Annotated in this window: 26 protein-coding genes, 2 tRNA genes and 1 other RNA gene; 20 read left to right on the top strand and 9 right to left on the bottom strand. The window is 39.6% G+C overall.

Annotation, left to right across the window (positions count from 1 at the left end; all coding sequences use genetic code 11):
* Positions 1-146: 146 nt before the first annotated feature.
* Complete coding sequence (pth, locus tag WC631_01700) at positions 147-743, top strand: aminoacyl-tRNA hydrolase (protein ID MFA6227178.1); 597 nt, start codon at positions 147-149, stop codon at positions 741-743.
* A gap of 158 nt (positions 744-901) precedes the next feature.
* A complete protein-coding gene (locus tag WC631_01695) occupies positions 902-1,615 on the top strand; it encodes a hypothetical protein (protein MFA6227177.1) in 714 nt (237 codons plus the stop codon).
* A gap of 248 nt (positions 1,616-1,863) precedes the next feature.
* On the opposite strand, the gene WC631_01690 is transcribed toward WC631_01695, so the two are convergent.
* A complete protein-coding gene (locus WC631_01690) occupies positions 1,864-2,985 on the bottom strand; it encodes a S1 RNA-binding domain-containing protein (GenBank protein MFA6227176.1) in 1,122 nt (373 codons plus the stop codon).
* Positions 2,986-3,338: 353 nt separating this feature from the next.
* On the opposite strand from WC631_01690, the gene WC631_01685 reads away from it, so the two are divergent.
* The 11 genes from WC631_01685 (at position 3,339) to WC631_01635 (ending at position 11,821) form a co-directional block, all read left to right on the top strand.
* The gene (locus WC631_01685) at positions 3,339-3,770 is read left to right on the top strand and encodes a hypothetical protein (protein ID MFA6227175.1); all 432 of its coding nucleotides are present in this window, start codon (positions 3,339-3,341) and stop codon (positions 3,768-3,770) included.
* A gap of 289 nt (positions 3,771-4,059) precedes the next feature.
* The gene (locus tag WC631_01680) at positions 4,060-4,698 is read left to right on the top strand and encodes an MBL fold metallo-hydrolase (GenBank protein ID MFA6227174.1); all 639 of its coding nucleotides are present in this window, start codon (positions 4,060-4,062) and stop codon (positions 4,696-4,698) included.
* A 9-nt stretch (positions 4,699-4,707) separates the two neighbouring features.
* A complete protein-coding gene (locus WC631_01675; GenBank protein ID MFA6227173.1) occupies positions 4,708-4,926 on the top strand; it encodes a hypothetical protein in 219 nt (72 codons plus the stop codon).
* A gap of 2 nt (positions 4,927-4,928) precedes the next feature.
* Positions 4,929-7,400: a DNA gyrase subunit A gene (gene gyrA / locus WC631_01670; GenBank protein ID MFA6227172.1), complete on the top strand. Its 2,472-nt coding sequence runs from the start codon at positions 4,929-4,931 to the stop codon at positions 7,398-7,400.
* A gap of 641 nt (positions 7,401-8,041) precedes the next feature.
* On the top strand, positions 8,042-8,566 hold the full coding sequence (locus tag WC631_01665) for a methyltransferase domain-containing protein (GenBank protein ID MFA6227171.1): 525 nt from the start codon (positions 8,042-8,044) through the stop codon (positions 8,564-8,566).
* A gap of 1 nt (position 8,567) precedes the next feature.
* Entirely contained in the window at positions 8,568-9,866 is a 1,299-nt protein-coding gene (locus WC631_01660; protein MFA6227170.1) for an extracellular solute-binding protein, read from the top strand.
* 7 nt (positions 9,867-9,873) lie between these two features.
* Positions 9,874-10,293: a pilin gene (locus WC631_01655; protein ID MFA6227169.1), complete on the top strand. Its 420-nt coding sequence runs from the start codon at positions 9,874-9,876 to the stop codon at positions 10,291-10,293.
* A 26-nt stretch (positions 10,294-10,319) separates the two neighbouring features.
* On the top strand, positions 10,320-10,661 hold the full coding sequence (locus WC631_01650) for a hypothetical protein (protein ID MFA6227168.1): 342 nt from the start codon (positions 10,320-10,322) through the stop codon (positions 10,659-10,661).
* Between the two features lie 4 nt (positions 10,662-10,665).
* The gene (locus WC631_01645) at positions 10,666-11,049 is read left to right on the top strand and encodes a hypothetical protein (protein ID MFA6227167.1); all 384 of its coding nucleotides are present in this window, start codon (positions 10,666-10,668) and stop codon (positions 11,047-11,049) included.
* 100 nt (positions 11,050-11,149) lie between these two features.
* Positions 11,150-11,518, top strand: a complete 369-nt coding sequence (locus WC631_01640; GenBank protein MFA6227166.1) for a hypothetical protein — start codon at positions 11,150-11,152, stop codon at positions 11,516-11,518.
* Between the two features lie 6 nt (positions 11,519-11,524).
* The gene (locus tag WC631_01635; protein MFA6227165.1) at positions 11,525-11,821 is read left to right on the top strand and encodes a hypothetical protein; all 297 of its coding nucleotides are present in this window, start codon (positions 11,525-11,527) and stop codon (positions 11,819-11,821) included.
* 127 nt (positions 11,822-11,948) lie between these two features.
* On the opposite strand, the gene WC631_01630 is transcribed toward WC631_01635, so the two are convergent.
* The gene (locus WC631_01630; GenBank protein ID MFA6227164.1) at positions 11,949-12,539 is read right to left on the bottom strand and encodes a hypothetical protein; all 591 of its coding nucleotides are present in this window, start codon (positions 12,537-12,539) and stop codon (positions 11,949-11,951) included.
* Positions 12,536-13,678, bottom strand: a complete 1,143-nt coding sequence (locus tag WC631_01625; GenBank protein MFA6227163.1) for an SPFH domain-containing protein — start codon at positions 13,676-13,678, stop codon at positions 12,536-12,538. Before WC631_01625 ends, WC631_01630 begins: the two co-directional genes overlap by 4 nt.
* Before the next feature lie 171 nt (positions 13,679-13,849).
* On the opposite strand from WC631_01625, the gene rnpB reads away from it, so the two are divergent.
* The 4 genes from rnpB to WC631_01605 all read left to right on the top strand — a co-directional run bounded on the left by rnpB (position 13,850) and on the right by WC631_01605 (position 16,348).
* An RNA gene (gene rnpB / locus WC631_01620) (RNase P RNA component class A) lies at positions 13,850-14,198 on the top strand.
* Positions 14,199-14,293: 95 nt separating this feature from the next.
* On the top strand, positions 14,294-15,970 hold the full coding sequence (locus tag WC631_01615; protein ID MFA6227162.1) for a lipid II flippase MurJ: 1,677 nt from the start codon (positions 14,294-14,296) through the stop codon (positions 15,968-15,970).
* 56 nt (positions 15,971-16,026) lie between these two features.
* Complete coding sequence (gene rpmG / locus WC631_01610) at positions 16,027-16,185, top strand: 50S ribosomal protein L33 (protein ID MFA6227161.1); 159 nt, start codon at positions 16,027-16,029, stop codon at positions 16,183-16,185.
* A gap of 92 nt (positions 16,186-16,277) precedes the next feature.
* Positions 16,278-16,348: transfer RNA gene (locus tag WC631_01605), tRNA-Trp, on the top strand.
* Positions 16,349-16,352: 4 nt separating this feature from the next.
* Here the strand turns inward: WC631_01605 and miaA are convergent.
* Positions 16,353-17,246, bottom strand: a complete 894-nt coding sequence (gene miaA, locus WC631_01600; GenBank protein MFA6227160.1) for a tRNA (adenosine(37)-N6)-dimethylallyltransferase MiaA — start codon at positions 17,244-17,246, stop codon at positions 16,353-16,355.
* A 111-nt stretch (positions 17,247-17,357) separates the two neighbouring features.
* Here miaA and WC631_01595 point away from each other — a divergent pair, with 111 nt between their 5' ends.
* Entirely contained in the window at positions 17,358-17,555 is a 198-nt protein-coding gene (locus WC631_01595) for a hypothetical protein (GenBank protein MFA6227159.1), read from the top strand.
* A 6-nt stretch (positions 17,556-17,561) separates the two neighbouring features.
* Here the strand turns inward: WC631_01595 and WC631_01590 are convergent.
* Positions 17,562-17,643 (bottom strand) — tRNA-Leu (locus WC631_01590).
* Between the two features lie 78 nt (positions 17,644-17,721).
* Between WC631_01590 and WC631_01585 the strand changes: the two genes are divergently transcribed.
* Positions 17,722-18,708, top strand: coding sequence for a ParB/RepB/Spo0J family partition protein (locus WC631_01585; protein ID MFA6227158.1), 987 nt, complete (start codon positions 17,722-17,724; stop codon positions 18,706-18,708).
* Positions 18,709-18,917: 209 nt separating this feature from the next.
* On the opposite strand, the gene WC631_01580 is transcribed toward WC631_01585, so the two are convergent.
* The 4 genes from WC631_01580 to dprA all read right to left on the bottom strand — a co-directional run bounded on the left by WC631_01580 (position 18,918) and on the right by dprA (position 24,522).
* Entirely contained in the window at positions 18,918-20,408 is a 1,491-nt protein-coding gene (locus WC631_01580; GenBank protein MFA6227157.1) for an HD domain-containing protein, read from the bottom strand.
* A gap of 45 nt (positions 20,409-20,453) precedes the next feature.
* Positions 20,454-20,996, bottom strand: coding sequence for an NUDIX domain-containing protein (locus WC631_01575; GenBank protein MFA6227156.1), 543 nt, complete (start codon positions 20,994-20,996; stop codon positions 20,454-20,456).
* A 98-nt stretch (positions 20,997-21,094) separates the two neighbouring features.
* Positions 21,095-23,296 (bottom strand): type I DNA topoisomerase, encoded by a 2,202-nt coding sequence (gene topA / locus WC631_01570; protein ID MFA6227155.1) that lies wholly within the window; start codon positions 23,294-23,296, stop codon positions 21,095-21,097.
* A 335-nt stretch (positions 23,297-23,631) separates the two neighbouring features.
* Complete coding sequence (gene dprA, locus WC631_01565) at positions 23,632-24,522, bottom strand: DNA-processing protein DprA (GenBank protein MFA6227154.1); 891 nt, start codon at positions 24,520-24,522, stop codon at positions 23,632-23,634.
* Between the two features lie 66 nt (positions 24,523-24,588).
* Here dprA and serS point away from each other — a divergent pair, with 66 nt between their 5' ends.
* The gene (serS, locus tag WC631_01560; GenBank protein ID MFA6227153.1) at positions 24,589-25,857 is read left to right on the top strand and encodes a serine--tRNA ligase; all 1,269 of its coding nucleotides are present in this window, start codon (positions 24,589-24,591) and stop codon (positions 25,855-25,857) included.
* Positions 25,858-25,890 lie beyond the last annotated feature (33 nt).

Genomic DNA, 25,890 nt, shown 5'->3' with positions numbered 1-25,890 from the left:
CCCCAATACTCCTGTTTAGTAGTATACACCCATCTGTCCTTATTGTCAAGCAGTTTGGGGGCGACAAAGTAAGTCTATCTTTAGCTATATTTTCGGACTAATTTTTAGTATTTTACTTTTTCAGTCTTTAGCATTACACTATTAGTATGAATTACACAATCGTTGGTCTTGGGAATCCTGGACAAGAATATGAATGGACAAGGCATAATACAGGGGCTATGGTCATCGATGCTTTTGCCAAGCTTGTCGGAGTCGAAGAATGGAAAGAGGATAAGAAATTAAATTCTCTCGTTGCAAAAGAAAAGGTTGGAAAAAATACCGTCATGCTTATAAAGCCGAATACTTTTATGAACAAAAGCGGAAATGCTGTCGGACCTATTATAAAAAGCAAAAAGTCTGCAGAGACACTTGTGGTAATACACGACGATCTCGATATTCCTTTTGGTAAAATAAAAATGTCATTTAATAAAAGTGCCGGAGGGCATAGGGGAGTAGTATCAATAGTAAAAGCCATAAAGACCGAAGCGTTTATCAGATTGAGAGTTGGGATTTCACCAGCAACTGGAAGTGGGAAAATAAAGAAACCGCAAGGCGAAAAAGCTGTAGTGGACTTGATTCTTGGAAAGTTTAAACCAGCCGAACAGATCACATTTAAAAAGCTCGCGAAAAAAGCCGCCGAAGGTTTGGAGATTCTTGTGAAAGATGGGAGGGAGATAGCGACGGGGTTTGTGAATAGTTTCTAGTGAAATACAAAATGGGCGGGGTTTGCCGAAGGCAAACCCCGCCCATTTGACTTTTGTATACAAAGTGATAGAAATACAAAGGAAATCATCTCTGATTCGCGTGTGCGGAGAAGGGCTGATTACTCGGTAAGTTCTGTAAAAAAGAAAAGGAGCTGACCATGTCTAAAAAATCTGACATGCTCGGTAAGATAGTTGAGATGCTTGGTGGTCTACCGGAAAACTTTTTCGGTGTGATCATTGACCTTCTCGAAAGGTTGAGTGGTAACAAAAATGCTCGCTTCTGGGGGAACGCTTTCAAACGTTTCCTACGAGGTGATCCGAATCCATTCGGAGATGGTGTATACATAGTGGATATAAATCACTGCGATACACCCGACTTCCTTGTCGGAGAATTGAAAAAAGTACGTGGCTTTGTGCATCCTGGCATAAATCAGAATAAGCTCTTAGGGGAACTTAAGGGGGATAGTCCTAGTGACGACTGTGTTATCGAAGAGGTTGTCTACAAGATTTTTCCACCAGAAGATCAGGTTATGTCTTACGGGGATGTAGTCCTATATATCGATGAGAATAATCTAGCATTCCTAACTCCCGTCGAAGTATTGGGATTTATCAGAAGATACCCAGAATTGGTGGATAGAATGTCTATCAAAGCACTTACTGCTAATCCAGAAACTGGTGAGTGGGATAGGGCGGCACTTAGTTTCAAGAGAGAGGAAGTAAGCACTGAACAGGACGGGACCACCCCTATAGGTCAAGTCGGATTCTGTGTTAACAAACGCACAATTCATTGTTCTGACAATATATCGGAGCTTTGGATGAAAGAGAATCACTGTAAGACGTGGCGTTTCTTGGCCAAGGAAATCCAAACTTGAAGCTATCTTGATTTTGGTAAGCGGCGCTGTATGCTCAGCGCCGCTTTTTTATGCAGAAAATGTTTTACGGAGGTTCGACCTCCGTAATCCAAAGAGGGGGTTCGCAAAGCGAACCCCCTCTGTGAATTTGTCTGCAAGTAAACGAGCGAGGATATTTAATTTTGAGAGTTACGGACCGCGACGGCGGGAGAGGGATCATCCGCCCATGGCGGAATGCGGGTCTCAAAATTGGATATCCGAGCGAGCTTTTATTTAACAAAACTCAACCCCATCTTCTGTCCCTTTGCTTCAAAGAGATTTATCTTGAACGTGTAGTTTTTACCCAAGCTAATCTTTTCTTTCATTTTATTTTCTGAACCGAAATCTGAAATATGCACAAGTCCAGCGACACCCTCTTCAATACTTGCAAGTGCGCCATATTTGTTGAATTTGATGACAACAGCTTCCACCATATCGCCCTTTTTATATTTCTTCTCCGCCTCAACCCAAGGGTTTGTCTTCAAAGCTTTGATAGAAAGCGAAACTTTTCCGTCTTTCACATCTATAACTTTTACTTTGACTTTATCTCCCTGTTTAAACATTGCTCTTGGATCATCTACAAGCGCCCAGTCGATTTCTGAAATATGCACAAGTCCTTCTAGACCATCTTCAAGCTTCACGAAGACACCGAAGTCTACCGTGCCGGTAATCTCTCCATCCAGAATATCTCCGACTTTGTATTTGTCGGCCATTTTCTGCTTTTCTTTCTTTTCAATGTTTTTCTCGGAGAAAATAAGTTTGCCTTCTTTTGGAGTGGCAGTAATTATCGCGACAGAAATCTTCTGCCCGACGAGTTTTTTCAATTCATCAAGAATTTTGTCTTTGTCCCCGTCTACTATTTTTGGATAGTGTTCGGCTTTGAGCTGTGATGCTGGTAAGAATCCTGTAATACCTTGCCATTCAAGCATAAGTCCGCCTTTGTTGGCTTCCTTGACCGGAATTTCAAATACGATTTTGCTCTTGATAGCTTTTTCGGCTTCATCCCAGATAAGGGCCTGGCGAGCTTCTTTCAAAGAAAGCTCTATATAACCGTCTCTTCCATTTACGTCTACTATTTTTGCGGAGACGATGTCGCCGATATTAAGCTTCTTGATAACATCTCTTGCGGTGATGAATTCCTTACCATAAATAAGACCTGAACCAAATGGTTGTAGGTCAACATAAACTCTAGACTTTTCAACTCCGATAACTTTACCTTCCACGACTTCTCCTTCCGATGGAGGATTTTTGACATCATTGAAAAGCTTACCCATCAAACTATCTTTCTTTGCTTTTGCTTCGGCAGAAATCTCTACATCTGCAATCGCAACTTTCTTTATTTCTTTTGCCATAATAATCCCGAAAAGAAAATTTAAAAATAGAGACCTGTTTTAAATTCTATTTAATTTTCAATCGGTTATTTTATTTTTTCTTCTAATCCGTTGATTTTCACTCGGGACAAGAAAATCCGCTCACTAGCGGACAAATAAATTGTTCGCTCAAAAAGTTTCGTTCATCTTCCGTAATCTTGAATTTTCCGATGATCGAGGTTATCTCTTTGCACGACTGCTATTAACAGAAAGAATAATACACGAAGATATGGGAAAGTAAATGCTTGACAAAAAGTTTAAACTATGCTAACATCTCAAACGGAAGTCCACACTGGTAAATACCAGTAATAAAATCAAGAAGAAGGAGAATAATCATGGGAAATAAAATAGATACGAAAGTTCTGTACAGCAACTACAAAAGGACGTCATCTGATGAGATTCGCGAGTTACTTAGCAGAATTCTCATCGTGTCTGAAACCCACAAAGGGAAAGGAAGTGTTGTGGGCTACTATACGGCAGACAAAGATACGATGGAAAAAATCCGCAAGAACCCTCGGGGTATATCGCACACGTTCGACTTCAAGCCCGACGAACTCGTCGATGGTTTAAAGGAGTTCAAACGAATTCGTTTTCTTGTCAAATCGTCTTCTCGCTTCTTCCTCAAGCCAGACATTGGGGAAGTATTCGACCAGATGAGTGATGATGACAAAAAGCAGACGAAAGCCGTCGAAACCCTCACGGATTCGGTTGAAATCGATGGCAGTGAAGGCGAACACTTCGTCTGCACAGCGATTCTGCTCAAGTAAGTGGGTGAGTCAGGGTTGGCGAGTGATACCACGCGAGTTGAGAGGAAAAGTTTCCTCCACTCGTGTGGTTTTTTGTTGGGATTTTTTTATGTTAGCGACCGAGCGTTTTCTTTTTTGGTGACTCTCGCAGGCCGAGCGGGCATGGCGTTCGCCTGTAATCAGGCGGACGAGAGAGGCCGAGAGGGAGCGCAAATTCCTCGCAGGGAAATTTGACGTGTGCACCAAAAAGGAAATGCGAGGGAGCTTTTTTTGTATTGCCGAATCGGTCGGAATTTGCTATAATTAACCCATGATTATCACTTATCAAGGGGTGGAATTTTTTAAAGTTCAGTTTGGCGACACAACCCTCGCTTTTAATCCGATTTCAAAAGAATCAAAGTTTAAGCCGACACGTTTTTTTGCTGATATTGCACTTGTGAGCGTCAATCACCCGGATATGAATGGCACAGAAAACCTCTCTTACAATGGCAAGGACCCTTTTGTCATTTCCGGTCCGGGCGAATACGAAGTCAAAGAAATTTTCATAAAAGGTTTTGGTTCGAAATCTTCTTATGCCGGCAAAGAACGCATCAACACTATTTATTCCGTCACTCTTGAAAATATGAATCTTTGTTTCCTTGGCACGCTTTCCGATATCAATCTTTCAAGCGAAGTCAAAGAAGCACTTGGTGATGTCGATATTCTCTTCTTGCCCGTGGGCGACGACGGTGTACTTGATGCAGTGAAAGCAGAAAAGCTTTCTGTGGAAATCGAGCCGAAGATAATCATACCGATGCATTATGGGGATGTCGGACAAAAAGATGGTTTGAAGAAATATCTGAAAGCAGCGGGTGAAGAAAATGTAAAACCGATAGACAAGCTGACAATCAAGAAGAAGGATTTGGATGGCAAACAGGGCGAGGTGGTGGTTCTTTCTGCAAATTTGTAAGTGAAAATTATGTCTTTTCTTTCAAAGATAGAGAAAATGCCAGAAAGAAAAAAGAGAGTTTTTGCCTTTACAAGCGCTGTCGTTATCACTTTGATTGTGGTAATATTTGCACTTGTCTTAAATAATTTGATTAACATTGTTGATAGTCCAGAAATTAGAAAATCAATATTTGATTCAGGACAGATGAAAGAATTGAAAGATAATTTTGTAGAAATTTTTAATAAATAGTCATGGCGAAAAACAAATCAGAAGGAAATGGAGAGGAAGCTGTAAAAATAGAGCATAGAGCTCTTTCCGACAGAAGCATTACGACCGAAATGAAAGAGTCATTTATCGACTATGCCATGTCTGTCATCACAGACCGCGCCCTTCCCGATGTCCGCGATGGTTTGAAACCAGTGCATAGAAGAATCCTTTATGCCATGGGCCAAATGAACCTTACCGCAGGTGCAAGGACAAGGAAATCTTCCGCTGTGGTCGGAGAAGTACTTGGAAATTATCACCCGCACGGCGATGTTGCTGTCTATGATTCTATGGTCAAAATGGCACAGGATTTCTCACTTAGATATCCGCATATTATCGGTCAGGGAAACTTTGGAAACATAGACGGCGATTCAGCCGCCGCTATGAGATACACCGAGGCGAAGATGTCAAAAATCGCCGGTGAAATGCTGAAAGATTTGGAAAAAGAAACCGTTGATTGGAAGCCCAACTATGACAATACCAAAAAAGAACCAACCGTCCTTCCAGCCGGTGTGCCGAACCTTTTGTTAAACGGAACTCTCGGTATTGCTGTCGGTATGGCGACGAATATCCCCCCGCACAACCTTGGAGAGGTGATCGATGCAACTATTCACTTGGCAGACAATGAAGATGCTACCACTGAAGACCTTTTGAAATTTATAAAAGGGCCAGATTTTCCGACAGGCGGGATGATTTACAATCAAACAGATATCAACCACGCATATTCCACAGGTAGAGGAGGGGTGGTGACGAGAGGTCATGCCGAAATAGTAGAAGACAAAAAAGGTCAATTTCAGATAATAATCACCTCGATACCTTATAGGGTCAACAAAGCCGAGCTTATCATCGCTATCGCCGAGCTTGTCCGTGAAAAGAAAATAGAAGGTATAAGGGGTTTGCGTGATGAGTCTGCAAAAGACATCCGTATTGTCGTTGACCTCAAAAATGGCGCTCAGCCACAAAGCGTTTTGAATTATTTGTATAAACATACACAGCTCGAGGAGACATTTCACTTCAACCTTGTCGCTCTTGTAGACGGCGTACCGAAGACACTTTCACTCCTTTCTTTCCTGGAAGAATTCATAGATCATAGAAAGATTGTCGTAAAAAGGAGGACAGAATTTGATTTGAAAAAGGCCGAGGCGAGAGAGCATATTTTGCTTGGTTTGAAAAAGGCGCTTGATCATATAGACGAAATCATCAAACTTATAAAGAAATCAAAAGACGTAGATGACGCTCGTGCACAGCTCATGAAAGTATTTAAGTTTTCGGAAATCCAAGCCAATGCCATTCTTGAAATGCGTTTGCAGAAGCTCGCCGGACTTGAGAGAAAGAAAATCGAAGATGAGCTTTCTGCCGTGCAGGCCCTTATAAAAGATTTGAAAGATATTTTGGCAAAGACAAAGAGAATTCTCGAAATAGTTAAGTCCGAGCTTCTTGAAATCAAAGCCAAATACGGCGATGAGAGAAGGACAAAAGTTATAAAAGGCGGAGTACAGACACTTTCAGATGAAGATTTGATAGCAGACGAAGAAAGTATGCTCGTCCTTACTGCTGGCGGATATGTAAAGAGGACAAACCCAGACGAATACAGAAAGCAGAAGAGGGGTGGGGTGGGAGTGGTGGACCTTGATACAAAAGATGAAGATTTTATTACTCATTTTATTACTGCTTCTACACACAATGATATTCTCTTCTTCACAGACAAAGGAAAGGCGTATCAAATAAAAATGTATGAATTGCCAGAAGGTAAGAGAGCGACAAAAGGCAAGGCGATTGTAAACTACTTGGCGATTTCTGGTGAGGAGAAAATCACTTCTGTCCTTGCTATGCCAAAGGCGATGAAGAATTTGAAACTCTCACTTATCTTTGTGACGAAAAACGGTACGGCAAAGAGGGTGGATGCAGAAAACTTCAAAGACGTTCGTAGAAACGGCTTGATAGCCATCACTCTAGATGCAGGAGATGAGCTTCAGTCGGCGCTCTTTATGAATGACGGCGACGAGGCGATAATCGCCACATCGAAAGGGCAATCTATCAGATTCAAAGATAAAGATATTCGCGTTATGGGCAGGAATGCTTCTGGTGTCCGTGGTGTAAAGCTTGGAAAAGGGGATACTGTCGTCGGTACAGCCATTATTTCAAAAACAATGCAGAATCCGGAGCTTCTCGTGGTGAGCTCAAACGGTTATGGAAAGAAAACTCCACTCAAAGAATATAAAGTGCAAAAGAGAGGCGGGTCTGGTATCAAGACCATGAAAGTTACACCAAAAACGGGGGAGATTATTTCCGCAAAAGTCGTCACAGACGGCGAAGACGAAATCGCAACTATTTCAAAAAAGAGTCAGGTCATACGCGTGGCGGTCAAAGAAATTCCTTCGCTCGGTAGGCAGACGCAGGGTGTGAGAGTTATGAAATTAAGAGAAGGGGATAGTATTGCGTCGGTAACCTTGATTTAAACGCTCGCTCGATTCTCAATTTTCTAGCAGTGTGCCTTCACCAGAGTCAAATCATAGTCGATGTTCTTAACGAAAAATCAAGAACTCGCCACATCAGAATGTGTCTCAAACAACTTGATTTTTCTAAACATCTCCTTGATTTATTAGCGACGTAGAGCGAGAGAAATGAAAATTCCTTTTTCATTTCCGAGCCGAGGAAGCTAATATAAGAGTGAACACTGCTTCTATCACGGGTTCTCGGCAATGCTAGAAAATTGAGAATCTCGCTCGCTTATGAAGTATGGCTTTACAAAGCCGTATTTTTCTGCTGTAAGCGAATGAACGTCCCCATTTTTCTGTGTCCGTAGGCTCCTTTTCTGGTGCGATGTGGTGTAATTTTGCGAGAAGTAATCTTCGAGTAAAAGTATACCACAGCGCAAGCCGCCGAGGATTAGGAAATTTTCCGGCTGGGGAAAATTTCTGCACAGAAAAGCGGGGATGTGAATGAGCTTTTTCTCCACACCCGCCCTACTTGTCAGTATTTTATTATGATATAATTAACCAAGTGAAATAGACCCCAGTGAAATATGTCGTTTGCCAAAGCAAACTCCATTTCGCAGGGTGATGATTTTTATAGTCATTTCACTCCTTAAAAATCAATCATGTTTTCCGATCCTGAAAAAAATATAGGACAATTTAGTTTGGGGAAGGGTACTTATGTTGCCGACCTTGGTTCCGGCGCAGGGTATTATTCTTTTGCTGCAGCTGAAGCTGTAGGAGAAAACGGCAGAGTTTATGCTGTGGACGTTCAAAAAGATCTTCTTCAAAAACTCAAAAAAGAAGCTAATCTTAGGCATCTTAAAAATATAGATATTGTTTGGGCAGACTTGGAACACTTGGGCGGTACAAAACTCCGCGAGTCTTCTATAGATTCAGCAATAATGGCGAATATTCTTTTCCAACTTGAGCAAAAAGATAATGTTATTCTGGAGACCAGAAGAATTCTCAAAAAGGGCGGTAGGATTCTTCTTATAGACTGGCTTAGTTCTTTTGGTGGTATTGGTCCACAATCCAAAGATGTCCTATCAAAAGAAAGGGCATTAGAACTTTTTAAAAAACATGGCTTTGTAATTGATAGAGAAATCTCCGCAGGTGCAAATCATTACGGAATAATCTTTAGAAAATAATATGAAAAACAGCTTTCAAATAATACTTCTTTCGATCTTTGGTTTTTTTATAATTCTTGGACTCGTAATATTTGCATCTTATAAAGTCAATAATAGCAAAACAAACAATGCTGAAATATCTATTTGGGGTTCAGTTGATCAAAATATATTTAACAATCTCTTAAGTAAAATTAGACAGGATTTAAATATAGAATTGAATATAAAATATACACAGAAAGAGCGGTCTATTCTTGATCAATCCCTTATTGAGGCGATCGCAAGTGGGAAAGGTCCAGACGTAGTCTTATTACCGAGCGATTTAATAATAAGATATTCTGATAAGATTTCTCTGATTTCCCCTCAAATTTTATCAGAGAGGATATTTAGTGATACTTTTGTGCAAGAAAGTAATTTATATATTACATCGAGTGGAATAACCGCCTTACCATTTTTTGTAGACCCTCTTGTCATGTATTGGAATAAAGATATCTTTTCTGGAGCAGGAATAGCCACGCCACCAACTAAATGGTCTGAAATTCCACTTTTAGCTAGTAAGTTTTCAAAAAGTGATACCAATGCCAACATATTACAGAGTGCCGTTGCTTTTGGGGGATTTAATAATATAAACAATGCAAAAGAGATAATAAGCGCACTGATAATGCAGACCGGTAATAAAATCGTTCAATCTGACGGCACCAAACTAAATAGTTCACTAATATCAAATTCTGGTAATCTCGAAGCTGGTGTTTTGTCTCCTGTAGAACAAGCATTAAATTTTTATACCGATTATTCAAATCCTAAGAAATCAGTTTATTCTTGGAATAGTGCTTTGGTATCGGATAAACAGCTGTTCTTAAGTGGGGATTTAGCTTTATATTTCGGCAAAGCGTCTGAACTTCCAGATCTTAGAGCTAAGAATCCAAACCTGAATTTTGATGTTGCCATGTTACCACAAGTGGTTGATACAAAGACAAAGACCACCTACGGAGATATTCAAGGTTTTGCTATTCTGAATAGCTCTAAAAACATAGCGCAAGCCTATACTACAATATCAACCCTTACTGGGCCGGATGTATCCTCTGTCTTTTTGCGATTTACTAGCTATTCTCCAGCGAGGAGAGATACTATTTCTGCTGGCACAGCCGATCTATCCCAAACCATCTTCTATAATTCAGCTCTTATATCAAAAGGTTGGCTTGATCCAGACAGTGTAAAGACAAGTCAGATATTTCAAAACATGATAAATGACATTACAACAGGCAGATCAAAGACGCTAGACTCATTGAAGAAAGCAAGCCAAGAGTTAGATTATTTGTTATAATTTATATATGAAATTTAATTTGAAAGTTCTATTTTGTGTATTGGCGATAGTAATATTTGTTGTACCAGCCATCTCCTTGGCGGCTTCGAAATCTGTACCAATAGAATGTGTTATGTTAGGAGGAATAATCGGATGTGATGGTAGTCCAGAGTGCCCATGTGATTTTGATGCTTTTGTTAGTATGATAGACAACTTTATAAAGTGGGTTATCGGCATTTCTGCGACTATTGCTACTGTTACTTTTGCGATTGCAGGGGGGAGAATTTTGTTGAATCCAAACAATTCTGGAGAAAGGGAAAGAGCTCTGGCAATGTTTAAAAAGAGTGTTTATGGACTGTTCTTTTTGTTGTGTGCCTGGGTTATCGTATATGCTATAGTAAAGGGGTTGACCAAGGATAGCTCACTTTATTTGAAATTCTTGAAATAAAATAATATATTAATTAGAATAATCATATGAAAAAAATTTTAATAAATCTCACATCGATCTTTCTCTTCTCACTTTTGTTGATACCATTAATTTCCCACGGTCAAACAATCACAAACCCACTTAAAAGTGATAGTTTAATTGGAACTGTAAAAAGTTTCCTAAATGTAGTAATAGAGATTGGTTCTGTAATTTGTATTATGTTTTTAATATATGCTGGATATCTATTTGTAGATGCTCGCGGTAATCCTGGGGAGATAACAAAAGCAAAGGATACATTTAAATGGACGATTATTGGTATTGTTATCTTGCTCGGTTCACAACTTATAGCAAATATAGTTACTGGTACAATTAATAATGTGGCAAAATAATAAGATGAAAAATAAAACCAAATTGATAAGTCATATATTGTCTTCGGTAGTGTTGGGAGTGCTTTTTCTCTCTAGTACAGCTACTTTTGCTGCCGGCACGTCTTCTGTTTCTAGTCCGCATAATTTTAAAGAATTAATTAATAATATAATTATCGGTGGAATATTAAAACCCGTTGTATATCTATTGGTCGCCCTTGCTGTTGTTGTATTTCTTTATGGAGTATTTAAGTTTATTAGGGCTGAAGGTGATGACAAACAATCAGGTAGGGAGTTTATCCTTTGGGGCATTATTGGTATCTTTGTCATGGTCTCTGTCTGGGGATTGGTATCGGTATTGCAAAACACATTTAAGCTTGGTAATTCGGATATCAATATCCCAAAGCTGTAGATAACCCATTTGCCTATTTACTGGATTGGTTTATAATTATAGTGTTAATTAAAAATGGTCGTCATTTTTAGGAATTATTAGTTTATTAATTAGTTTAATTATGAAAAAAGTATTAGCAGTCGGAGTTACATTTGCTTTGCCAGTTATGGCTTTGGCTCAGGTAACATATACAACAGGTCAGGGATTGAGTGGCTTAATCGTTTGGGCAGCTAGAATATTGTCTATGCTTGTTCCGCTATTTATAGCAATCGCCGTTGTTTATTTTATTTGGGAGGTTTTTCAGTACACTATTGCTGGAGATGAAGACAAAAAGAAAACTGCAAAGACACAGATTATCTATGGTATAGTTGGTATCTTTGTCATGGTTTCTGTCTGGGGATTGGTAAATATCTTGCAATCAACTTTCAACACACGTGGCGCCAGTGCATTAGATGCGGGCATTCAAAATATTGTACCTATAACCTACTAACAATAAATGAATTTTCTGTTCACCAAAGTCTATGCGGCAAATGTGATGTCTGGTGAAGGTACCAGTTTTGACTCAATGTTTTCAAAGATCAAAGCTGAAATACTAAATCCAGCGATATATTTGTTGTTTATTTGGGCACTTGTAGTTTTTCTTTACGGAGTATATGGATTCGTAAAGAATGCAGAAAGTGCAGAAAAAAGAGCAGAGGGCGGAATGCATATGCTTTATGGGGTAATAGGGATGTTTATTATGCTTTCGGTGAAAGGAATAATAAACCTAGTAATGGGAACATTTGGTCTGTAAATTTATAAAATCAAAACCGAGCGACTTAAGTCGCTCGGTTTTGATTTGAGTATAAAAAAAAGAGCGGGGGAGAAGGAATCAGCATTTGCATGCCTATCCCTCCCACCTCGCTCTTGCGAACACACGGTCATTTCCCAGAAAGGAAGAACGGCGCCCAATCGTCCTTTTCATCCATACTGGACATTCCGCCGGAGTACATATTTTTCTCTCCGGGGATTTTCTTCAAATACCAGCGCCCCTTCACTCCTGTGGAAGCTTCTTCCCAGATGCCGTATTCACAGTTTACTTTCTTGTCCCAGTAAAAATGAGAGGTCTTCTCTTTCCCCCAATCTTGGTAGAACTGGGTGAATTCAAATACCTGCTCATCATCTCTGGTCATTTCAACCCTGAATCTGGCACTTACTATATCCGGGTTTCTTCCTGGCTGTAGAGGATTCTTGACCCACCACATCTCCCACCGGATTTCTCTCGGCGCTTTGACACGGACTTTAGCGACCTCAGTCGCAGATTTCGATGTTAAGTTTTTGATGAAGATTCCTCCAATCAAAAGGCCCAACACCGATCCTGCTATCAAGATCGTCTTCGAGATAGGTGTTAGTTTATTGCCAGCAGTCTTATTGCCCTGCAGGCGAGACTTTTTGGCTTCTATCGCAATGGCCACCGGTATAGATATTACACCTATGACCAATGCAATTACTCCATAACTTATTATGGTCATGGATTACCTCCTCCGCCCTTTTTAGCTGGCGTTACAGGGGTTTTTGATGTACCACCTGCTGCACCGATTTGTTGCAATGTGTGTTGGACTCCCGCCGCAAGACCAGCTAATCCAGGCTCAAGGATACTGTACTTCGCCTTCTGCACAGTTTCATTTGCGAGCTGAATTTGTAAGGTGATTAAGCCTTCTCTGGTTTTCGCCAGATCAACCCACTTCTCGAGTCCTTTAGCACGTCCTTCTAGTACAGACTGCTCTGCCAAGCCATCCCCCTGACCTTCCAGAATCCTCTTCTGTCTTTCACCCTCAGCCTTTCTGATTGCCTGTTGTTTTTGGGACTCAGCTGTCTGAATCATTACATCAGCCATTGAGGCATCACGAAGTGCCGTGTTGAGCTGGTGGGTGATATCCCTTTCCAAAAGTCCTACACTCTCTACCTCAAGTCCCCATCCAGGTTTTTCCACAATTCTTTTCATTTCTCGCAACAGAGCCTTATTAACTTCTTTCAGGTGTGTTGTGATCAAGCCTGGGGTTCGTCTTCCGAACTCCACATTCATTGTGGCCTCAAAAGTATCTCGGACCTGTTTTTCCAATTGTTCAATACTTCCAAGGTTCTTGAGGTATTCAACTGCGTTTTTAACTTTCATACGTATGTACCCCGTGACTTCTAGGGTCATACGCTTCTGCAACGGATCGTCCATGATGATTTTCTTGTCAGCAGGGAAGTTTTTAATTGCCACTGCCGCAAAACCAGTCGTGATACGGATTGGTCGAACCATTCCGGGAGACAGTTTTTTCTTATCATCCCCACTTCTGTCAATCATCTCTGGTTCTCCGGGTATTTGCATCTGTATCACTGTTCCTGGCATTTTTTCTAGCCAGGAAAACAAGAATGGTACAAAAGCAAAACCAGAACTAACCTCATACACCGGATTTCCCAGAAAGACCAGCACGGCCTTTATTCTCGGCCCGATGATCTTACAACTGAGGGCGAAATATACCATCTGCAGAGAGATGATAATGAACCCTAAGTTGAAACGATTCTCTACATCAACCGAGACCTTAAAAAGAATTAGTCCCAGCCCAATGAGGAGCAAGATAGCATTTGCTATCAAGTATCCAACAATCAATTTTATTTTCATGTCCAAACCTTTCGCGCAAATTAGCGCCTTTTTGACCGCATATTCAATTGTCAATGGGGGAGTTAGTAATCACTAATCCTCCTGACTTTCCGTTTAGTATGCTATCATATTATGATAGTAAAGTCAAGGCGATACTTGCATTATTTTATAGCCCATTGTATACTTATTTTGCCTTTGTATTGGATGGTCGCTGGCTATGCAAATAGCTGGAGGAAAGTCCGAACACAGCGTACGCCTTCGGGCGGATGGATTTGGGTAGCGGGTAACGCCCGTCTAGAGCAATCTAAGAGGTGCGAACAGTGACGCCGATGCCGAAAGGCTAGGATTCCTTCGGGAATAATTTTGCGGAGACGCAGAAGTGCAACGACAAAATCCTTACCTCTGTGCAAGGCCGTGCCGAGCACCATTTGATGCTTGGAGCGCCGCTTGAGCGACTGAGTAATCAGTAGCCCAGATAGATGACCGTCTACTTACTGTAAAAAGTAGGAGACAGAATTCGGCTTATAGGTATAAAGGTTATGGAGGGGGCGCGCCGTAAGGCGCGCCCCTTTCTCATTATTAACATTTTATTTTAAGCCTTTCTCTTGTATACTATACGAATAAAACAAAAATAGCGTGGTTAAAAAGTTTTTCAGTATTTTTTATAAAGAGATAAACGGCTTGCACGAGGCTGCTTATTTGCTTGGTATTTTTGCTCTTCTATCTCAAATCCTAGCACTATTTCGTGATAGGATATTTGCTTCAACTTTTGGTGCAAGTACGACTCTTGATGTCTATTATTCATCTTTCAGAATTCCGGATTTTATCTTTGTCACAGTAGCGTCTCTCGTATCAATATCTGTGCTCGTCCCATTTATCACAGAAAGACTTGATAAGGATAGAGAAGAAGGAAAGAAATTTATAAATAGTATTTTCTCATTTTTCTTTATTTTAATAATTTTAGTCAGCATCATCGCTTACATTTTAATACCATATATTGCACCGCACATATTTAGCGGTATGGATAAGAATCTCTTTCCAGAACTTATAACTATGACGAGGATTCTGCTCCTTTCACCGATTCTTCTCGGCATCTCAAACTTCTTAGCGAGTATTACCCAAGTAGGCAAAAGATTTTTGGTTTATGCTTTAAGTCCACTTTTTTACAATATAGGTATTATTGCCGGAGTCATATTTTTGTATCCAATTTTTGGTATTTATGGCCTTGCTTATGGGGTAATTATCGGCGCTATTATGCATCTTGCTATACAACTTCCTTTTGTATTCGCGAGCTGTCTTTTTAAACCATGGCCTATATATTTTGATTTTCAGTCAATTAAGAAAATTATAATAATTTCTATTCCGAGGACAATTACTCTCGGTATGACACAGATTTCTATTATCGCACTTTTGGGTATTGCTTCTTTTATGAAAGACGGATCTATTTCTATTTTTAACTTTGCGATAAATCTTCAATCTGTACCCCTTACTATTATAGGTGTCAGCTATTCCATAGCAGCATTTCCAACACTTGCTAGGTTATTTACAAATGGTCAAAGAGAGGAGTTTATTTCACATATTATTACTGGAGCAAGACATATTCTCTTTTGGTCTATTCCGGTCAGCGTCCTTTTTATCGTCCTTCGTGCACAGATAGTCAGGACAATTTATGGAGCAGGGAATTTTGACTGGTCTGATACCAAGCTCACTGCAGCGACACTTGCAATCTTTTCAGTTTCCGTGGTTGCTCAAGCACTCGTCTTGCTTTTTATTAGAGGTTTTTATGCGACAGGGAATACAGGCAAATCTTTATATACGAGTCTTGCAACTGGAATATTTACGATTGTCTTTTCATATGTATTTGTAAAGCTTTTTGATATTTTCCCAATGTTTAGATATTTCACTGAACATTTATTCAGGGTCGATGATCTTTCTGGTACAAATGTACTTATGCTTGGCCTTGGTTTTTCTCTGGCACAAATATTAAACTGCATAATGCTTTGGACTATGTTTGGACGCGCATTCAAAGATTTTTCAAAGACACTTTTCAATACTCTCTTTCAAAGTTTTTCCGCTTCCGTGATAATGGGAGCTGTAGCTTATCTCGGTCTAAATCTTTTCGATGATATTTTAAATATAAATACTTTTTTCGGCATTCTGTTGCAAGGATTATTCTCTGGAATAATGGGTATTATTGCCTGTATTATAGTGCTTAAATTACTTGGAAGCGTGGAGCTTGAAGAGACCATCAAGACCCTACACAAAAAGTTCTGGAAAGTCAGACCGATTGTGCCGGATACGAGCGAACTCTAATCATTTGCTTTTTTCGACATTTTGGGCTATACTTTGCTGACTTAAATAATAATATTATGTCACAAGATCAATTGATAAAACTTGCCTGTAAAGACTGTAAAAGAGTAAATTACTGGAGCAGGAAAAACAAGAAGAAAGTTGAGCGCAAAATCGAGCTCAAGAAGTGGTGTAAATGGTGCAAAAAGAATACCCCACACAAGGAAATCAAGAAGTAATATATGGTATAAGTATTCAGTATACAGAATCAGAAAAACCACCTTGCGGTGGTTTTTCATTTTGAAATTTTATGTTATATTTGTTTAACCACGGGCGATTAGTTAAGTGGTATAACTGCGGTCTCCAAAACCGCTGTCGGAGGTCCGATTCCTCCATCGCCCGCAAATTATAACCTCTCTTTTATAGAATCAGCAATTTTCTCGATATCTTTTTCCTCTTTTTTAAACCATTTTATATCCTTGTCTCGTTTAAACCAAGTCCTTTGCCTTTTTGCAAAAGCCCAAGTGTCTTTGAATAGATCGGCAATCATCTGTTCTTTTGTCACCTCTTTTTTTAGAAATCTCAAAATATGGCGTGGCTCAAGCCCGAGTGAAGAGAGTTTTTTTTCTCTAATACCACTTTTTAAAATATCTTCAATTTCTTCAATCATTCCGACATTCAATCTATCATTTATTCTTTTCAATATTTTTTCTTTTAAAATATTGTCTGGTAAATCAAGTCCGATTTGTATAAAATCTGCAATAGGTTCGCCCATTGTATTTTGTGGGATATTGCCAAGTTTTATTGCTATTTCAATTGCCCTTATGAGACGGACAGGATTATTTTTATCTATTTTTTCTGCTCTCTTTGGATCGAGTTTAGAAAGTATTTCAAAAAGCTCCATTGTACTCTTTTTAGAAAGCTTTCCTCTCAATTCTTTATTAGCCGGAACTTCCGGCATGGAAATATTTTTTACTATTGATTCAATATAAAAACCGGTACCACCGCAGATTATCGGTACTTTACCTTTTGCCCAGATTTCATTTATAGCTTTTACAGTGAGGTCTTTGAAAATAGCGACACTGAAATCGTTATTCAAATCGGCGACGTCAAGAAGATAGTGTTTAATACCACCCATTTCTTTTTTAGTGATTTTTCCGGATGCTAGATTTAATTCTTTGTAAACCTGTCTTGAGTCGGCACCGATTATCTCTCCATTAAAAATCTGTGCGAGCTTTACAGCAATATCGCTTTTGCCTGTGGCAGTAGGGCCGAGGATGACTAAGATTTTCTTTTTCATATCTCAATTAACACAATACTTATTATCCCCAACAAGATTCCAATCTTTTGTATAATGGTTACATTTTCTTTAAATATAAAAAAGCCTGCAAGTACAACAAGAATTAAAGTCATGATTGAAAATATTGATATTGCTTTTGATAAGGCTTCATATCTTAAAGAAAAAGCAAAGATTATGGTGGCAATTACATACAGGAGAACACCGGAGATTAAAAATAAATTTTTATTTTGTATTGCCCAAAATTTAAACAGAATATCTCCCACGGTCTCTATAATAGCAACTAACACCATAAGTCCTATGAAGATATAATTCATGTGCCGGAGGAGGGACTCGAACCCTCACCCCTTTCGAAACACGATTTTGAGTCGTGCGCGTCTACCAATTCCGCCACTCCGGCATCACCCAAATACTACACAATTTATACACAAAAATCAATTTTAATAGATTCTTTTTATGTGCTAAAATAATATCAATTATGTCATCACAGTTTTTTAGCGATTCAATATTTTGGGTTGAGACAGATAAAATAAAGCCGAACCCGTATCAACCAAGAAAGGAGTTTGACGAACTTAAGCTCAAAGACCTTGCTGAATCTATTAAGCAATATGGTGTTCTCCAGCCCCTTGTTGTCACAAGAAATGAAATAGTTAAAGAAGATGGTATTTTGGTTGAGTATGAGCTTATCTCCGGTGAACGCAGACTTCGCGCATCAAAGATCGCGGGTATTCCTCAAGTACCTGTAGTTATTCGTTCAAAAGACGAATCAGATCTGATGAAGCTTGAACTCGCTATCATTGAAAACCTCCAAAGAGAAGATTTGAACGCTGTGGATAGAGCCGAAGCATTTAGACAGCTTGCAGATCAATTTGGTCTTAAACATATCCAGATTGCCCAGAAAATGGGCAAGAGTAGGGAATATGTATCTAATAGCCTTCGTATATTACTGTTGCCACAGCATATGCTTTTGGCCCTTAGGGAAGGAAAAATAAGCGAGGGACATACACGCCCACTTCTTATGCTTTTGGACAGGAAAGACGAACAGGAGACTTTATTTAAAGAAATTCTTTATAAGAAGATGACAGTGCGCGATGCCGAACTTATTGCCAGAAAAATCGCTTTTGATAAAGCAAGGAAGAAAGAAATTATTATCGATCCTGAAATTACATCACTCGAACAGAAATTCACAGATTCTCTTGGTACGAGAGTTCATATAGAAAAGGGGCAAAACGGAGGGAAGATTACTATAGACTTTTTCTCAAATGAAGATTTACGCGCCATACTTGATATGGTGGAAAATCAGAAAAAGAGGAAGGTGGATGAATTGCTCAATAAACATATTACAGAAGTGGGGGAGATAAAGCCTGTTGTGGAGGAGGCGCCGATAGATGATAGAAGTGCGGAAGAAAAGAAAGCCGATGAAGAAAATGAGGATATGTATTCGGTGAAAAACTTCTCGCTTTAGTTTTTGTGGAGTCAACTGTTGACCGAAGCCCCGCCATTTTCTCACCATTGCCGAGAACCCCAAGTAAAATCAAAGAGCTGTTTAGAAAAATCAAGTTGTTTGAGACACATTCTGATGTGGCGAGTTCTTGATTTTTCGTATAGAACAGCGACTATGATTTTCTTTGGGGTGAAGGCACACTGGTGAGAAAATGGCGGGGCGGAGGGAGTTTATTTTTTCTTCTGCTTCTCCAAATAATTATTAATATGTCTTTTCGCCATATTCGTCTTTACAATTTCCAACCATTTGGAACTTGGTTTACTAGATTTACTTGTGCTAATCTCTACAATATCACCATTATTTAATTCTGTTTTCATGGCTACGAGTTTGCCATTTATCTTCGCTCCACTTGCGTGGTCCCCTACGTCAGAATGAATCGCATATGCGAAATCAAGAGTAGATGAACCAGTAGGCAAATCTACTACCTCTCCTTTTGGTGTAAACACAAAAATCCTTTGACAGAAGAAGTCGGCCTTTAGATCTTCTAAGAATTCCTCTCTTTCTCCACTAGTCTTTATTCCATCTTGAGAATCAGCAAGTTCTGTAATCCACTCTGGCATTTCTTTTTTATTATTTAATTTATTTACCTTTGCAAAATTAATAGTCCTTGGTAGAAATTGTCTAAACCAATCAATATCAGAACTTTTGTTCCCATTTTTGTGACTATCTTTGTATGAAATATGAGAGGCGATACCGAATTCAGCATTTCTGTGCATTTCTTCCGTTCTTATCTGTACTTCTACTACTGAACCGTCACCAGTGAAAACTGTAGTATGCAAGCTTTGATAGCCGTTTGGTTTTGGAAACGCTATATAATCTTTTATTCTTCCTGGAAGCGGTCTCCACACACCGTGTATTATTCCGAGAGCTTTATAGCAATCTTGGACATCGGGTAGCATTACACGCAACGCCAATATATCATAGACCTTTTCTATATCGTTTCCTTTAGATTTGAGTTTTTGAAAGAGACTATATATTCCTTTCTGCCTATAGTCTGTTTTTATATTTGTCATTCTTTCCTTAGCTAGGGCTTTCTTTACAGATTTTATAAATTTCTCCAATCGTGGTAAGGTCTCGTCTTTCTTTTGTTTTAAGAGAACTACTGTACCATCATATTCCTCTGGGCTTACATATTCAAACGAGAGGTCTTCAAGCTCACGTGAAAGTTTCCTTATAGAAAGACGGTAGGCGAGTGGTGCGTAAATCTCGAGAGTTTCAAGGGCAATTCTCTTTTGTTTGTCGGGTCGGACATATTGTAAAGTCTTCATATTATGAAGACGGTCGGCAAGACGAATGATGAGTACTCGAATATCTTGTGACATTGCCACCATGAATTTCCTCAAGCTTTCTATATGTCTTTCCGCTCCTCGATACTTTACTTTTCCAAGCTTTGTAACCCCGTTTACTAAAAAGAGTATTTCATCTCCAAATCCTTTCTTTATTTCTTCTTCTGTCGCCACACCATCTTCTATTGAATCATGTAAAAGCCCTGCAGCTATCGTTGCAGAGTCAGTCTTGAAGCTTGCTAGAGTTTTAGCTGTCTCAAAGACATGGTTGAAATAAGGTTCACCAGATTTTCTCTTTATGTCCTTATGTGCTTCTTCAGCAAAAGTTGTTGCTTTTTTTATAAGCGCTACATCATCTTTCGATGGTGAGTCCATCAATGAAATTATATCTTCATATGGCATCTGTATATAGTATCTGAATTATCCAAATATTTCAAAGGATTCTTTCAATTTCTCAATCGGTAGTGTTGTTATTATTATTTCGTTTAGATCTGTAGATGTTATGTTTTCTAATGTCCCAAATCTGAAATATTTAACTTTATTTAAATCACCCCTTGTTATTATTTCGATACCACCAGTAGAGACTTCTAATTTAAGCTTGTTTAGAAAATCTGCTGGTAAGAGACATACACAAACCGTGACCTCATCCCCGTCATCCTCGGTTATTTTATGTATTATCTTTCTCTCAGATTTTAAGATCGCAGTAGCAACTTCATTTCCCAACTCTTCATTCATCTCTCTTTCTAATGCTTGTTCCCAACTTTCTCCCTCTTCTGCTTTTCCATACGATGTTACTTCACATAAGCCAGAAAATTTCTGCCATTTAAATCCTTTTCCATTTTCTGATTCTATCTTACCTCTTCTTTGTAGTATAGCTACAAGTTCTTCTGGTGAATTTTCAAACAATTTCAATTTTGTCATCACTAACATTCCGACAAAGATTTTTGATCCGTTATTTTGCATATATAAATAATAGCATATTAAGAATAAATACACATAGGGTTTTTGCGGAGCAAAAACCCTATGTGTTTGTATTTCCTAAAAATCTACAGACTAAGTAGCTACTTTCCTAATTTATGCGGATTATGATTTGCACAGGCTTTATTACTGCAACGCTCAGGTATGGTTTTGGTGCCGAGCATCATAAGGGCGCCACAGGTAGGGCAGAGATTGCCAGTTGGCTTGGCTTTTATGGCATTTTTGCACTTTGGATAATTTGAACAGCTATAGAATAGGCCGAAGCGTCCGCGTCTTTCTGTCATCATACCTGTCTTACAAACTGGGCAAGCTACGCCAGTAGAGTTTTGTCTTTCAAGCTCGGCATCCTTTTTGATAAATTTGCATTTTGGATAATTTGAACAAGCGATAAATCTGCCGAATTTACCATCACGCTCCATGAGTTTACCGTCTTTACATTCAGGGCATTTCTCACCGGTTTCTTTTGGCCCTTCAAGTTCTTCGCCAGTTATCTTTCTAGCACCAAGACAGTCTGGAAAATTCTTACAGCTCAAGAACCTACCTGTCTTCGAAAGTTTGATAACCATCGGCCCATTACATTTTGGACATTTGATACTAGGATCAGCCTCGCCAAGATTGTTCGTCTTTTCTATTTTATCTTTTGACCTCACATCTTTTTTGAAAGGACCATAGAAATCTTTCAAGGTTTTTGTATATTCTCTTTTCCCATTTGAAATATCATCAAGCTCGTCTTCCATTTCGGCTGTGAAAGTGTCGCTGATATAAGTAGGGAAGTTTTTCTCAAGGAAATCGCTGACCACTTCTCCAGTATCTGTCGGCATGAGAGTTTTGTTTTGCTTCTGCACATAACCCCGATCTTCGATAGTCCTCATAATAGAAGCGTATGTAGAAGGTCTGCCGATACCTCTTTTCTCAAGTTCTTTTATAAGGCCCGCTTCTGTATATCTGCCTGGTGGTTCGGTAAACTTTTCCTGACTTCTCAAGTCCAAAAGTTTCAAAGGCTCAAGAGCTTTTATAGTCGGCAATTCAACATCTTCTCCACGGGCTTCTGGGTCTGCTTTTAGCCAGCCGTCAAAAAGAGTGCGAGAACCATTTGCAGAAAAGCCAGGAAGTTCACCACGAGTTGGTACTCCATTTTTCGTGGCTTCTTTGCCATCACCAATCTGTGCCACGATCTTTGTCCTCAATATTTTTGCATCAGCCATCTGCGAAGAGACAGCTCTCTGCCAAATAAGTCTGTAAAGCCTTTTTTGCTCGTCGGTATATCCTTCGATTTCATTTTCTGCGTGGGTAGGACGAATAGCCTCGTGTGCTTCCTGGGCGTTTTTGCTTTTTGTTGCATAGACTTTTCTCTCCGCGTAATTCGCTCCGTATTTTTTATTTACAAGTGTAGCGATTTGATCTTGTGCCACTGCGCTCATATTTGTGCTGTCTGTTCTCATATATGTAATAAGACCGGCTTCATAAAGCTTCTGGGCTATGCTCATTGTCTTTGATGGCGCGTATCCGAGGCGAGTGCTTGCAGTCTGCTGAAGTGTGGATGTTGTAAATGGTGCTCTTGAGCTTCTCTTGGCTTCTGTTTCCGTGACACTTTTTACAGTCCAAGGCTCTTTATTGCCAAGTTCAAGGATTTTCTCGACGATTTTAATATCTCGCGGTTCATCTTCACAAGATAAAGTGACTTGTTCACCCGTCTTTACTTTTACATCAGCTTCCAAGACCCAGAATTGTTCTGGCTTGAATACGCGGATTTCTCTTTCTCGCTCCATTATTATACGAAGAGCGGGGGATTGAACGCGTCCGGCAGAAAGCCCATATCGCACTTTTTTCCAAATAAGGCCGGAAAGGTCATAGCCGACAAGTCTGTCTAGCACACGCCTTGCTTCCTGTGCCTTTCGTAGATTCTCATCTATTTCACGAGGATTTTGCAACGCCTCTTTTATCGCCTCTTTTGTAATTTCATAAAAACAAATCCTTTTTGGATTTTTGAGCCCAACAGCTTCTTTGATATGCCATGCGATCGCTTCTCCTTCTCGGTCAGGGTCGGTTGCGAGCAGTACTTCGTCTGCTCGCTTTGCCAAACTTTTTATTTCAGCAACGACTTTTTCTTTTCCAGGACTGATTTCATAAAAGGGAATAAAACCACCTTCAATATCAATGGCCTTTTTATTGCTTTTTGGCAAATCACGAATATGCCCCACACTCGCCTTTACTGTATAAGCACCCTCCAAATATTTTTCTATTGTCTTCGCTTTTGACGGAGACTCAACGATTAATAATTTCATATTATTTGATACTAATATACCATATTTCAACTTTTAGCAAATTTTTGTATAAAAAATAGCGCCGTGACACAGATGTGTTCACGGCGCGAAATGGGGAAAAGAGCAGTTATAATCAGATTGATCACCCACTGGTATTTCACTGTTGACTCCATTGTGCCAGAGCACAACTTCATTGTCTCCCAGCTATGCTACGGAGTATCGTCTGATTATAACTCGATTGAAGGCTTCGAGTCCTTCCGTCTTCGGTTTTAGGCCGATGATCGGGCAGCTAAGGTATCTGCCTCATAGCCAATCGTTGCTCTTTTCCGTAAGAGAGATATTAGTACTTTCAGAGATTATGTCAACCTAACCTCCCCCAAACTCTCCTTTATCAACCCCTTAATCTCCATTATTGAAATCACAGCGTTGGCTTTTGAGACAGGCATTTTGAGGGTGCGGAAAAGGTCGTCTTTTGACATTGGTTCGGAAAGGATTTTGATAACGAGAAGCTCTTCGTCTGAACAGTCGGCATATTTGAGCTCCAGATTTTGAGGTTCCTCATCAATATTAAATCCAAGTGCTTCCAAAATATCTGTGCTTGTGCGAATAGGTGTCGCACCGAGGCGAATGAGCATGTGTGGTCCGTCGGAATTTTTGGAAAATATTGAGCCGGGGAGTGCGAGGACATCTCTATTGTATTCTGTTGCAAATTTGGAGGTGATAAGTGTGCCGGATTTTATTTCTGCTTCTATGACAAGCGTGGCGTGAGAAAATCCCGCCATAATTCTATTTCTTTGAGGGAAACTGTAATACACTGCACGAAATTTCGGTTCAAATTCAGAAAGCGTCGCTCCGCCCGCTTCCAAAATATCTTCCGCGAGTTTTTTATGCGTATGTGGATAGAGGACGGATTCATCGAGGCCTGATCCTGGGACAGCGATTGTCTTCAAGCCAGCCTCAAGTGCTGATCTGTGTGCGACACTATCTATGCCAAGCGCAAGGCCAGAGACAATAGCGATATCATAACCACGAAGTCCGGCAATCAACTTTTCACAGGCTTCTTTTCCATAAGGTGTGTATTTGCGTGAGCCGACAACACAGAGAAGTTTGGTATTTGGACCGGGCAATTTACCTTGAATGTAGAGTTTCTTCGGTGCATCGGGTATTTCTCGAAGCATTTCGGGTATTTCATCGCCGGTGAGTGTGTCCATTTCAAAATCTTTTAGCATCATTGCTGATTTTACCATTTATTGATACTATAATAAATAAGAAAACTGTTAATTAATTACTTTTTTCAATTTAATTTTAAAAATATGTTAGACATAAAATTCATAAGAGACAATAAAGACCTCATCATAGAGGCGGCGAGGAAAAAGCATTTGAAGTTTGATCCTACCGAGCTTCTAAAACTCGACGACAAACGTAAAGAGCTTCTTTCCGCTATTGAGACGAAGAGAGCCGAGCAGAACGCCGTCTCTTTGAGATTACCGCAACTTGCTGATGCTGGCGCAAAAGCCGAGCTTTTATCTGAAATGAAAAAGTTGAAAGAAGGATTACAGAAAGAAGAAGAGCAGTTGAAAGAGATTATGAAAAACTGGCAGGTTCAAATGCTTGCGGTGCCGAATGTCCCGGATGTTTCTGTGCCAGAAGGCAAGGATGAAACAGAAAACGTTGAAGCATGTCTTTGGGGAGAAAAACCAGTATTTGATTTTAAAATAAAAGATCATGCAGAATTGATGCTAAAGCTCGATATGGTTGATTTTGAACGCGGCACAAAAACACACGGGTTTAGAGGATATTTCTTGAAAAATGATGGTGCAAATCTAACTTGGGCTATTTGGAACTATGCCAGAGAGTTCTTTGGTAGTAGATCGTTCAACCCTTTTATCGCTCCGGCGATTGTAAAGAAAGAGCATTTCTATGGCACAGGACATTTACCAAGAGACTCTGAAGATTTATTTAAAACGCAAGATGACGACTTTTTGTCAGGTACCGCCGAAGTCCCTATGATGGCATATCACTCCGGAGAAATCTTGAAAAGTGAAGAATTGCCAAAAAGATATTTAGCTTTTTCACCATGTTATAGAAGGGAGGCGGGAAGCTACAGTAAAGATACTAGAGGCTTGATTCGTGTCCATGAATTTTTCAAGCTTGAGCAGTTAATAATCTGTAAAGCAGATCATGCAGAATCAGCAAAACTCCACGAGGAAATAAACAGAAATTTTGAACAATTCATTGAGTCATTAGGTTTGCCTTACAGAAGATTGCTTATATGTGGGGGTGATTTGGGTCAGAGTAAGGTAAAACAATACGATACGGAAGCTTGGTTCCCATTTGCAAATACCTACAGAGAGCTTTCTAGTGCATCTTATTACCATGATTTTCAGACAAGAAGATTTAATATTAGATATGATGAAGGTGGTAAAAAACTCGTTACGCACTCTCTAAATTGTACTGCGGCTGCAACTCCAAGACTACTTTCATGTATTGTTGAAAACTATCAACAAGCAGATGGCACTATCAAGATTCCTGAAGTGTTGAGAAAATATATGGGCGGGAAGGAATTTATCGGGAAAAAGTAAGAAAGACAAATACAAAAGCCGCGCCCTTCGGGC

The sequence above is a fragment of the Candidatus Paceibacterota bacterium genome (assembly GCA_041663045.1).
GTDB lineage: Bacteria > Patescibacteriota > Minisyncoccia > Phycocordibacterales > GWA1-40-21 > Bog-1340.
This window is presented reverse-complemented; position numbering and strand designations above follow the sequence as displayed.